Raw genomic sequence first — 10987 nt, 5'->3', positions numbered from 1 at the left:
CTCTGCCCTGCCGGCCATCTCCCCCTCAAGGGGGGAGATTGGCAGCTTTTCCGCCACGCCTGTCCTTGCAACGTTGGAGATTGGCGAAAGCGGCGGAGCGAATAATCTCCCCCCTTGAGGGGGAGATGGCCGGCAAGCCAGAGGGGGGTGCAGCGCCAAACGCCCGTCATCGTCTCACCCCGCCTTTTGCAGCCCCTTGAACAGGAACGACTTGCTCGAGCGGTAATCATAGTCCGGATTTTCCCAGGCGATCATCTTGCCGGGGTTGAGCAGGCCTTGCGGGTCGGTCTCGCGCTTGAAGGCGAGTTGGACATCGTCAGTCCGCTTCATGCCGCCCTCCTCCAGCGTGTAGCGGTGCGGATTGAAGATCCAGCAGCCATTGTCCTCATGGATGCGGATGATCTCGTCCAGCCGCTCTTCCGTGGTGTAGCGCACCAGTGGCAGTCCGGCGGCGCCGATCGCGCCGTCGAAGCGGATGAATTCGAGATGCGCCGGCACCTCGTCGCCGAAGCGGTCGACCATCGCCTTGACGTGGGCGAGATGATCCGGCGATGGATAGCGGGCCTGCAGATAGGTGATCGTCGGATCGACCCGGATGGCGCGCAGCGTCGTGTGGTTCCATGTCAGCTCGTAGGCCGGCGGCAGCCCCTTGAGATCGGCCTCCTGGTCGGCCCGGAAGACGATCTCGCCCTTGCCGCTCTTCACGAAGGCGACAAAGGCATCGATCGCATGCGGCGCGATCATGCACACCACGATGCTCTGCTCGCGTCGGAAGAATTTCTGGTGCCGCTTGAAATAGTCGTAGGGGATCGGCGCGGCGATCGGCGTGATCAGCTTCGCCAATATGCCGTCCTGGATGGCGAGGTCGTTGCCGAAGCCGGCCGCGTCCATGAAATCGTCAAAGCCGACGATGACGTCGATCCAGTCATAGGAGGCCGTCAGCGGCATCTCGACCTCGGTGATGATGCCGTTGGTGCCGTAGGCGTGCATGACCTTGAGCACCTCCTCGCCGGTCAGTTCCATGACGCGCGGTTCGGCCTCCATCGTCACGGTCCTGAGCCGGATGACGTTGCCGAGGTCGCGCAAGCCGCCCCAGCGGATTGATCCGACGCCGCCCGAACCGCCGGCGACAAAGCCGCCGATCGACGCCGTATTGTAGGTCGACGGCGACATGCGCAGCTCTTGGGCCGAATGGGCGCGCGTTGCTTTGTCGATCTCGGCCAGCACCGCACCCGGTCCAGTCACGACACGGCCCGGCGCGATCGCCTGGACGGCGTTCATCTCGGCGAGGTTGAGCACCACGCCGCCCGACAGCGGCATCGCCTGCCCGTAATTGCCGGTGCCGCTGCCGCGCGGCGTCACCGGAACGCCATGCCGATGGCAGGCTGCGAGCAGGCGGATCACCTCATCCTCGGTCTTCGGCGTGACGATCAGGTCGCCGGTGACATGATCGAGCTGCTGCTTCAGCACCGGGCTGTACCAGTAGAAATCGCGGCTCTTCTGCTGGACGATCGCCGGATGGTCGTCGATCTTCAATCCATCGAGGTCGCGCTTCAGCGCCGCAATATCCATCGTCACACCATCAGTTCGTCAAGTTCGGCATAGTCGGGCAGCCGGCGCTCGATCGTCCTGCCGTCGCGCACCACGATGCGATCCGATTCGGGCCGCGACAGCAATTCGGTCCAGCTCCGCCCCTTGAAGATGATGAAATCCGCGCTGTCGCCGGCAGCGAGCGTGCCGAAACCGTCGAGCCGCATCACCTTCGCCGGCGTCGCTGCCACTGCTTGCGGCCAGTCGCCAACCGGATGGTCGAAATGCAGGATGCGCGTCGCCATGCGGTAGACTTCGAGCATATCGAGATCGCCATAGGCGTAGAAGGGATCGCGCGTGTTATCGGAGGCGACCGCTACCGGGATGCCCCGCGCCCTCATCTCGTGCAGCAGTGTCACACCGCGCCAGCGTGGCGTGGTGTTATCGCCGCGCCTATCCTGCAGATAGAGGTTGCACATAGGCAGCGACACCACGGCCAGTCCGGCCTTCGCCACCTTGTCCAGCGTATCGAGCACTGCGAGGTCGGGCTGGCGCGCCAGTGAGCAGCAATGGCCGACGAGGATGTTGCCCTCAAAACCGTTCCACAGCGAAGCTTCGGCGATCTTCTTCAGCGACATGGCGGCGACGTCGTCGGTTTCGTCGGCATGGAAATCGAGGTCGAGCCCGTGCCTGATCGCCTGCCCGAACACCCGGTCGAGGAGCTCTTCCAGATCGGGCACCATATAGGTGACGACGCCGAGCACACCCTTGGCTGCGGCGACGCGCTTGGCCAGCCGTTCGAACCAGGCCTTGTCGCGCACGCCTTCGATGCCGAGCAGGCAGGCGGCCTGCAGTTCGATACGCCCGCGCCATTTCTCCCGCATCGTCTCGAACACTGGCCAGGAAATCTCTTCCTGCGGCGCGACGCTGTCGAGATGCGTGCGTAGGGCCCTGGTGCCATGCGCGTAAGCGCTGCGCAGCGAGAAATCCATGCGCCGGGCGACGTCCTCGGCGCTCCAGCGCGCGGCGCGGTCGGTGCCCGTGGCATTGAGAGCGCCCATGAAAGTCCCGTCGGGATTGGGTTTGCGCGGCCAGATATGGCCCTTGTCGATATGGGTGTGGCAGTCGACGAAGCACGGCAGCACAATGCGGCCGCCAAGGTCTATGGCATCCGCCGGCGCTTTCGATTTGCCGCGTGCCGCAATGCTGGAAATCCTGCCATCGGTCACAGCGATGTCGGCGATCGCGAAGCCGTCGCTGTCGAAGATTGCGGCGAGGCCCGGCGTCAGTGATTGGTGAACGCGGACATTGGCGAGATGGTAAGAACCAGAGGCCGGTATCAAGGCTTACCCCCCCTCTGCCCTGCCGGGCATCTCCCCCTCAAGGGGGGAGATTGGCAACTTCGCCGACAGCGCTCGTCCTGCAATGTCGGTGATTGGCGAAACCCGAAATGAAGGCTGATCTCCCCCCTTGAGGGGGAGATGTCCGGCAGGACAGAGGGGGGTGCTTGGCGCCAACATCACAATCACGTCGCCCACCCTATCGCTCCTGCTTCAGCGCGCTCTCGTGCCAGCGGCGCAGGATCAGATGCGACACCAGCGACAGCACCAGGAAGATCAGGATGCCGGTCAGCGAGATCAGGAACAGCGCCGCGAACAGGCGCGGCGCGTTGAGCCGGTAGCCGGCCTCGATGATGCGCGAGGCGAGCCCCGACGACTGCCCCTGCGCCCCGGCGACAAATTCGGCAACCACCGCGCCGATCAGCGACAGGCCACCGGCGATCTTCAGACCGCCGAGGAAATAGGGCATCGCCGCCGGCAGGCGCAGATAACGCAATTGCTGCCAGCGGGTCGCGCCGTTGAGCTTGAACAGGTCGCGCAGGTTGCGGTCGACGGAGTTCAGCCCAAGCGTGGTATTGGAGAGGATCGGGAAGAAGGCGACGATCCAGGCGCACAGCAGCAGTTTGGTCGTCTGGTTGTTGATGTAGATGTTGATCAGCGGGAAGATGGCGACGATCGGCGTCACCTGCAAAACGATGGCGAACGGGAAGAACGACATCTCCACCCATTTCGACTGCGCGAACAGCACCGCCAGCCCGACGCCGCCGATAACGGCGAGAAGCAGGCTGAGGAAGGTGATCCTCAGCGTCACCAGGAGCGAGGAGAACAGCAGCCCGGCATCGTCACGCAGCGTCTGCAGCACCACGCCCGGGCGCGGCAGGATGTATTGCGGGATCTCGTTCCAGACGCAGATGCGGTCCCACAGCCAGATCGCCAGCACCATGATCGCCAGCGGCAGCACCCATCTGCCGATCCGTTCCAGGCGCGCCTGGCGGACGCGGCGCGCCTCTTCGGGATCGAGCTTTAGGGCTGTGTCTTCAATGGCCGTCATGGTGCGGTCCAGCGGTTGAGTTGATGGCGCTGACCAGCACGTCGGACGCCTGGCGGCAGAGCGCGGCATAGTCGGGCGAGGTGCGGAACGCCTCGTCGCGCGGATAGGGCGCGTCGACTGCAAGCTCTCCGTAAACGCGGCCCGGCCGCGCCGCCATCACCACCACGCGGCTGGACAGAAACACGCTCTCGAAGACGCTGTGGGTGACGAAGACGACGGTGAAACGCTCGTCCTGCCACAGTTCCAGAAGGTCGTTGTTGAGCTTGAAGCGGGTGATCTCGTCGAGCGCCGCGAACGGTTCGTCCATCAAAAGGATGCGCGGTTTGGTCACCATGGCCCGCGCGATCGAGACACGCATCTTCATGCCGCCGGAGAGCTCGCGCGGCACGGCATTTTCGAAGCCGTTGAGATGCACGCGCGCCAGCATTGCCATCACCGCAGGTGCCGCCTTGGCGCGCGACACGCCCTTCAGCCTGAGCGGCAGCCAGACATTGTCGAAGACGCTCGCCCAGGGCAGCAGCGTCGGCTCCTGGAAGACAAATCCGATGTTCGACCGGTCGATATTGCCGCGCCAGTCGAGCAGCCCCGAGGTCGGCGTCGACAGGCCGGCAATAAGCCGCAGAGCCGTCGACTTGCCGCAGCCCGACGGTCCGAGCAGGCTGAGGAAGTCGCCTTCCCGGATTGTCAGGTCAACGTCGCTCAGCGCCGTCACACCGTTGGAAAAGGCCTTGCCGACATTGCGCAGCGCCAAGAGCATCGGGCCTTCGCCCGATGCCGTTGCCGGCGCCTGCGCCACTTTTTCCAGCTTCACGGTTACTTCTTCAGGTCCAGCCCGACGCCCTTGTTGATGAAGGCCAGCGTATAGGCCTTCTTGATGTCGATGCCCGGCTGCGCCACCTTGGCCTTGACCATCTTGTCGTAGAAGCTCTGGATACGCGCTTCCGTCATGGCGCCGATGCCGAGCTTTTCGGTATCGCCGGAATCGACCACGCCGAACTTCTTCAGCTGCTCGATCGAGAAGGCGATCTGCTCATCCGTCATATCCGGATTGTCCTTCTTGATCAGGTCGTTGGCGGCCTTGTTGTCGCCGTAGAGATAGTTGTACCAGCCCTTGGCCGAGCCATCGACGAAGCACTGCACCACCTCGGGCCGCTTGTCGATCGTGTCCTGCATGACCTCGACGGTGGTCGCGTAGGTATTCCAGCCATAGTCGGCGAGCAGGAACTGGTTCGGCACGAAGCCGCCCGCCTTCTGCACCGCGAACGGTTCCGAGGTGACGTAGCCCTGCTGGATCGACTTCTTGTTGGCGATGAACGGCGCCGGGTTGAACGTGTAGGGCACGCGCTTGGCGGCATCGAAGCCGAGCTCGGTCACCATCCACTGGAAGAAGGTCTGCGCACCCTCGTCGCCGAGGATGTACTGGTCGGCGTTCTTCAGGTCCTCCCATTTGTCCAGCCCCTGCCCCGGCTGGGACATGATCACCTGCGGGTCCTTCTGGAAGTCGGCGGCGACAACGCGCATCGGAATGCCCTGCTGCACGGCGTCGAAGGCCGACAGAAGGTTGCCGCCCATGTAGAAATCGATCTTGCCGGCCAGCAGCATCGGCCGGCCGCTGACCTGCGGGCCGCCCTGCATGATGGTGACGTCGAGGCCGCACGCGGCATAGGTGCCGTCGGCGACCGCCTGGTAGTAGCCGCCATGCTCCGGCTCGGCCAGCCAATTGGTGCCGAAGGTGACTTTCTCGTTGGCGGCCGCGCCCAGCGTGCCCGCCGCAAGCAGGACGACAGCGCCCGCCAAAATCTTCCGTTTTCCGACCATGAACATCACCCTCAATTTGCTCCGACGCGCTGCGCGCCGGGCTCAACACCATTGGTTCAAGAAGCAAGACACATGCCACCGCCTGGGCCGCCTGCTTGCGCGACAGTCGCTGCGAGGAGCGAACGGGTCATGCTGTACGAAGGGCATCGTGCCTATTTTTTGGACGCCTGTCCATAATCGCAAGGACGATGGGCACAGCCATCTTGAAGGCGTCTTTGATCGTGCCTTACCTAAAGCCCGTCGCGCCTGAACGGCACTAATGCGACGCGCTTTAGGTTGTTGTTTCATGCATGTCGTTATCCCAAAACCGCTGCACACTTTTGGGCGACATGCATTAGGCTGAGACAGGAGATTGCCATGTTCCGATTCCTCGCGCCGAAGTCGATCAAGCCGCCCTTTGCCCGCTACAGCCACGGTGTCGAAGTGCCTCCCGGCAAGCGTCTGGTGCTGTGTTCAGGCCAGGTCGCCATGACCGCCGACGACCAGATTCCGGATGACGCCGGGGCGCAGGCGGAACTCTGCTTCGCAAACGTAGCGGCGATTCTCGGCGAGGCAGGGCTTGGCCTTGCCGACATCGTGCGCATCAACACCTATGTCACCGACCGTGCCTTCCTCAGGCCCTATATGGAGGTGCGCGATCGGCTGTTCGCCAGCCCGGCGCCGGCCTCGACATTGATGATCGTCTCCGGTTTCGCCCGGCCGGAATTCAAGGTCGAGGTCGAGGTGATCGCCGCCGGATGATCGACAGGCGATGCCAGCCGCGCTAGGTCTGGCGCGATGATTTGAAGAGGCACGACATGACCGTTGCGAACAGACGCGTGTGGTGGGGCGACTACCGGACCACCGAATACGCCACGATCGATCCGGAAGCCACGATCGCCGTGCTGCCGGTGGCGGCGATCGAGCAGCACGGACCGCATCTGCCGGTGTCGACCGACACCTCGATCATGAATGGCATGCTGGACACCGTGATCGCCCGCCTGCCCGCCGATCTCGACATCCGTATCCTGCCCGTCCAGGCGGTGGGCAAATCCAATGAACATCTGCACGCGCCGGGCACCCTCACGCTGCCGGCGACGACGCTGGTCGATGCCTGGACCGAGCTCGGCCTGTCCATCGCCAGGGCCGGGGTGAGAAAGCTGATCGTCGTCAACTCGCATGGCGGCAATGAGGAGATCATGGGCATCATCACGCGCGAACTGCGCGTGCGGACCAAAATGCTGGCGGTGAAGACGAGCTGGCAGCGTTTCGGCCGTCCGGCGGGCATGTATACCGAGCTTGAGGACCGCCAGGGCATCCATGGCGGCGACGTCGAGACCTCGCTGATGCTGCATTTCCGGCCCGACCTCGTCGACATGGGCAAGGCCGACAACTTCGTTTCCAATGTCGGCCGCGCCGAGAAGGAATTCGCCCTGCTGCGTCACACCGGCACGCACGCCTTCGCCTGGATCGCCAGCGACCTCAACCCGAACGGTGTGGTTGGCGACGCCTCGATCGCCACGCCCGACAAGGGCCGGCTGACCGCCGAGCATCAGGCCGACGGGTTCATCAGCCTGGTCAGGGATGTGCGCAAGGCGAAGCTCGCAGACTGGCTGCCGTAACTCGAAGGATTCAGGCTTCGATCTTCAACTCGAAAGGTATGCCCTCGAAAGCGTCGGCGCCGCGCCCGATCGCTTCGATGGCGGCGATCATGCGGCCATCGCGGCCAAGCAAGGCATCGGCGACGGCGATCAACCGCGGATTGGGGGTCGCCGAGGGGGAGAGCGCGCGCAGCGTCTGCGCCAGCTCGACCTCGTCGCGCTTCGGCGCCAGCGCCGCGGCAATGATATAGGCCGAGGCGGTCGACCGGCTGATGCCGGCATAGCAATGCACGACGAGCGGCTTTGCCCGATCCCAGCGATAACCGAAATCGAGCAGCGCGCGGACATGCTGCTCGCCCGGCATGGTCATGCCCTCCTGCGCGACGGCAATATCGTGCATGACCAGATGCAGATGGTTTTCCGCCGCGATCGAGGCCGGGCGCATCACGTCGGTGCCGGCGGCAAGCAGCGACAGCAGGCGCTGCGCGCCGGTTCTCGCCACGGTCTCCTCGACTTTCGACAGCGAACAGACATGGATCATGGGCTGGTTTCCTTCGTCCGATGCTCGCGCAATGAGGTCCAGTCGGCAAGCGCCGCTTCGAGCCGCTGCCATTCGGTCTCATCGCCCGGCAGTCCGGCGCGCAGGACCTGTGGCCGCTGGGCGAAATGCCGGAGCAGGATGCCGCGCTCACCCAGCGCCGAAAACAGGCCGGCGGCTTCGGGCAGGCGCAGATAGCGGAACAACGTGGTGCCGCCGGCCACGGTAGCGCCGAACCGGGCGAACAGCTTGTCGAGCCGCGCCGCGTCCTGCGCCAGCCGCCCACGCATGGCGGCCTGCCATTGCGTGTCGCCAAGCGCGCGGATGCCGTATTCGAGCGCCGGGCCTGCCACCGCCCAGGGCCCCAGTTGCGTCTCAAGCCGCTGGACCGTCAGCGTGTCGGCCAGCGCGAAGCCGAGCCTGACGCCGGCAAGGCCGAAGAACTTGCCGAAGGAACGCAGCACGACAATGCCGCCCTGCCTGACATCGCCGGCCAGGCTTTCCGCTGCCGGCCCGACATCCATGAACGCCTCGTCGACGACCAGCAGGCGGCCCCTGGCGCGAAGCCGTGCGGCAAGCTGAAGCAGTCTTTCGCGCTCAACGACGCGACCGTCCGGATTGTTGGGGTTGACGACGACGGCGAGGTCGGCCTCGGTAAGCGCTTCGACATCATCGACCTCGGCCGCCGCATGGCCGGCGATGGCGGCGGCTCGGCTGTGCTCGGCATAGGTCGGCCCGAGCACCAGCGCCTTGCCGGGCTTCAGCAGCGAGGCAACGCGCGGCAGCAGGATCTGCGTGCCGGGCGCGGCCGCCACATGCGCCGCCGACGGCGCGCCATAGGCGCTGGCCGCGACCGCGCGAAGTTCGCCGAGCCGCGCCGCTTCCGGCAATCGCGACAGGGTGGTGGCGGGCAATTCGAAAATTGGATAGGAGTGCGGATTGATACCCGTCGAGAGATCGACGAAAGGCCGTGGCGCGTGAGGGAAGAGCGCGCTCGCCCGGCCAAGGGATCCGCCGTGATCCACTGCCGCAATCGCTCCATCAAGAAGCTTCATGTCGATACTGATTGCCTTCCTGTCATTGGTCATTGAGCGGGCACTCGGCTACCCGGACTGGCTGTTCGGGGCCATCGGCCATCCCGTCACCTGGTTCGGCAGGCTGATATCCTTTCTCGATCGCGCGCTCAACCGCGCCACTGATTCCGACGCTCGGCGTCGCCGCCGGGGCGTCATGGCTCTGCTTGTCATCGTACTGGTGCCGGCGGCCATCGCCTTTGCCGTGCAGCTCCTGCTCTGGCAGATGTTTCCTGTAGGCCTGATCATCACCGCGATCCTGGCATCGTCGCTGATGTCGCAGAAGAGCCTGGCCGAGCATGTCGAGGCCGTGGCCGACGCGCTCGACACCGGCGGCCTTACGCTCGGCCGCATCGCCGTCTCGCGCATCGTCGGTCGCGATCCCGAAAAGCTCGACAAGGCAGGCGTTTCCCGCGCGGCGATCGAAAGCCTGGCCGAGAATTTCTCCGACGGCATCGTCGCACCGGCCTTCTGGAGCGGGGTCTGCGGGCTGGCCGGCGGCGTCGCCTACAAGGCCGCCAACACCGCCGATTCCATGATCGGCCACCGCACGCCACGCCATGAGGCCTTCGGCTGGGCGGCGGCGCGCTTCGACGACTGGATCAACCTGCCGGCATCGCGGCTGACCGGGCTGCTGATCGTGCTGGCTGCCTTCTTCGTCAAGGGCGCGGACCCCCGCAACGCCTGGCAGGCCATGCGGCGCGACGCCAGGAAGCACCGTTCGCCCAATGCCGGCTGGCCGGAGGCGGCGATGGCCGGCGCGCTGGGTCTCGCCCTGGCCGGCCCGCGCAGCTATAGCGGCGTCGTCGTCGAGGATGCCTACATGGGCGAAGGCGGCCGGCGCGAGGCGGAAAGCCTCGACATCAGGCAGGCGCTGAAGCTCTACCAGGTGGCCGACCGGCTGCTGATCGCGCTGTTCGGCATCCTGTCGGCGCTGTTGATCTATCTGACGATGTGATCAGAACTCGATGCCTTGCTGGGCTTTCACGCCGGCCGAGAAATGATGCTTGGTCAGCCCCATTTCGGTGACGAGATCGGCCGCCTCGACCAGCAGCGGCTTGGCGTTTCGGCCGGTGACGATGATATGCAGGTCAGCACGGCGCGCCTTCAGCGCGGCAACGACCTTTTCCAGATCGAGATAGTCGTAGCGCAGCGCGATGTTGAGCTCGTCGAGCACGACAAGGCTGATCGACGGATCCGCCATCAGCTCCAGTGCTTTTGCCCAGGCAGCCTCGGCGGCGGCGATGTCGCGCTTCAGGTCCTGCGTCTCCCAGGTGAAGCCCTCGCCCATCGCATGCCACACGACGCGGTCGCCGAAGGCGGCAAAGGCGTCCTTCTCGCCGGTCTGCCATTTGCCCTTGATGAACTGGACGACGCCGACACGCTTGCCGTAGCCGAGCATCCTGAGCGCCAGCCCGAAGGCGGCCGTAGTCTTGCCCTTGCCCGGTCCGGTGTTGACGATCAGCAGTCCCTTCTCGATCGTCTTTGCCGCCACCTCGGCGTCCTGAACAGCCTTGCGCTTGGCCATCTTGGCGCGATGGCGCTCGGCATCCTTGTCATCAGTCTCGGTCATCTCACTTCACTTTCAGCGGCAGACCGGCCACCATCAGCAGCACCGTATCGGCGACGGCGGCGACCTGCTGGTTGAGCCGGCCGGCGGCATCGCGAAACCGCCTCGCCAGCGCATTGTCGGGCACGATGCCCAGGCCAACCTCGTTGGACACCACGAACCACGGCCCGCGCGGCCGCGATAGAACATCCACAAGCCGCCGGCATTCCGCATCGAGGTCGCGCTCGGCCAGCATATGATTGGTCAGCCACAGAGTCAGGCAGTCGATCAAGACGGGTTCGTGGTCAGGCAGCGCCTCGATCGCGGCGGCAAGATCGAGCGGCGCGTCGACCGTCGCCCAGCCCTCGCCGCGACGCGCCCGATGCAGCGCGATGCGCTCGCGCATCTCATCGTCATAGGCTTCCGCGGTGGCGATGTAAGCCCATGGCGAGGGACTCGCCGTCACCAGGGTTTCGGCATGCGCGCTCTTGCCGGAGCGCGCACCGCC

At 65.0% G+C, this 10987-nt stretch carries 12 protein-coding genes; 3 read left to right on the top strand and 9 right to left on the bottom strand.

All coding sequences use genetic code 11. The features are described 5' to 3' along the window. Nucleotides 1–174 precede the first annotated feature (174 nt). From EN781_RS13910 to EN781_RS13890, 5 genes are all read right to left on the bottom strand, one after another. Nucleotides 175–1572: an FAD-binding oxidoreductase gene (locus tag EN781_RS13910; RefSeq protein ID WP_126059047.1), complete on the bottom strand. Its 1398-nt coding sequence runs from the start codon at nucleotides 1570–1572 to the stop codon at nucleotides 175–177. A 2-nt stretch (nucleotides 1573–1574) separates the two neighbouring features. Next, nucleotides 1575–2873 carry a cytosine deaminase gene (locus EN781_RS13905; protein ID WP_126054063.1) on the bottom strand — a complete coding sequence of 433 codons (1299 nt, stop codon included), beginning with the start codon at nucleotides 2871–2873 and terminating at the stop codon, nucleotides 1575–1577. 196 nt (nucleotides 2874–3069) lie between these two features. After that, nucleotides 3070–3921: an ABC transporter permease gene (locus tag EN781_RS13900; RefSeq protein WP_126054062.1), complete on the bottom strand. Its 852-nt coding sequence runs from the start codon at nucleotides 3919–3921 to the stop codon at nucleotides 3070–3072. Beyond that, nucleotides 3908–4732, bottom strand: a complete 825-nt coding sequence (locus tag EN781_RS13895) for an ABC transporter ATP-binding protein (protein ID WP_126054061.1) — start codon at nucleotides 4730–4732, stop codon at nucleotides 3908–3910. Before EN781_RS13895 ends, EN781_RS13900 begins: the two co-directional genes overlap by 14 nt. A 2-nt stretch (nucleotides 4733–4734) precedes the next feature. Then, nucleotides 4735–5739 carry an ABC transporter substrate-binding protein gene (locus tag EN781_RS13890; RefSeq protein ID WP_126054060.1) on the bottom strand — a complete coding sequence of 335 codons (1005 nt, stop codon included), beginning with the start codon at nucleotides 5737–5739 and terminating at the stop codon, nucleotides 4735–4737. Between the two features lie 357 nt (nucleotides 5740–6096). Here EN781_RS13890 and EN781_RS13885 point away from each other — a divergent pair, with 357 nt between their 5' ends. Both EN781_RS13885 and EN781_RS13880 read left to right on the top strand, forming a co-directional pair. Continuing rightward, a complete protein-coding gene (locus EN781_RS13885) occupies nucleotides 6097–6480 on the top strand; it encodes a RidA family protein (RefSeq protein ID WP_126054059.1) in 384 nt (127 codons plus the stop codon). A gap of 56 nt (nucleotides 6481–6536) precedes the next feature. Next, nucleotides 6537–7340: a creatininase family protein gene (locus tag EN781_RS13880; protein WP_126054058.1), complete on the top strand. Its 804-nt coding sequence runs from the start codon at nucleotides 6537–6539 to the stop codon at nucleotides 7338–7340. 10 nt (nucleotides 7341–7350) lie between these two features. On the opposite strand, the gene EN781_RS13875 is transcribed toward EN781_RS13880, so the two are convergent. Next, nucleotides 7351–7860, bottom strand: a complete 510-nt coding sequence (locus tag EN781_RS13875; RefSeq protein ID WP_127400066.1) for a tyrosine phosphatase family protein — start codon at nucleotides 7858–7860, stop codon at nucleotides 7351–7353. After that, the gene (gene cobD / locus EN781_RS13870; protein ID WP_126054057.1) at nucleotides 7857–8912 is read right to left on the bottom strand and encodes a threonine-phosphate decarboxylase CobD; all 1056 of its coding nucleotides are present in this window, start codon (nucleotides 8910–8912) and stop codon (nucleotides 7857–7859) included. The genes EN781_RS13875 and cobD overlap by 4 nt, the downstream gene beginning before the upstream one ends. Between cobD and cbiB the strand changes: the two genes are divergently transcribed. Next, nucleotides 8911–9888, top strand: a complete 978-nt coding sequence (gene cbiB / locus EN781_RS13865) for an adenosylcobinamide-phosphate synthase CbiB (RefSeq protein ID WP_126054056.1) — start codon at nucleotides 8911–8913, stop codon at nucleotides 9886–9888. The genes cobD and cbiB overlap by 2 nt on opposite strands. Here the strand turns inward: cbiB and cobO are convergent, their stop codons facing one another. Together cobO and cobU are read right to left on the bottom strand one after the other, a co-directional pair. Further along, nucleotides 9889–10503 (bottom strand): cob(I)yrinic acid a,c-diamide adenosyltransferase, encoded by a 615-nt coding sequence (gene cobO / locus EN781_RS13860; protein WP_126054055.1) that lies wholly within the window; start codon nucleotides 10501–10503, stop codon nucleotides 9889–9891. Nucleotide 10504: 1 nt separating this feature from the next. Next, nucleotides 10505–10987: bifunctional adenosylcobinamide kinase/adenosylcobinamide-phosphate guanylyltransferase (cobU, locus tag EN781_RS13855; RefSeq protein WP_127400065.1), on the bottom strand; the 483-nt coding region annotated here is incomplete at its 5' end.

Source organism: Mesorhizobium sp. M4A.F.Ca.ET.090.04.2.1 (assembly GCF_003999085.1).
In the GTDB taxonomy this organism is placed as follows: domain Bacteria; phylum Pseudomonadota; class Alphaproteobacteria; order Rhizobiales; family Rhizobiaceae; genus Mesorhizobium.
The sequence above is the reverse complement of the archived record's forward strand: the minus strand, read 5'-3'. Positions and strand labels throughout refer to the sequence as shown.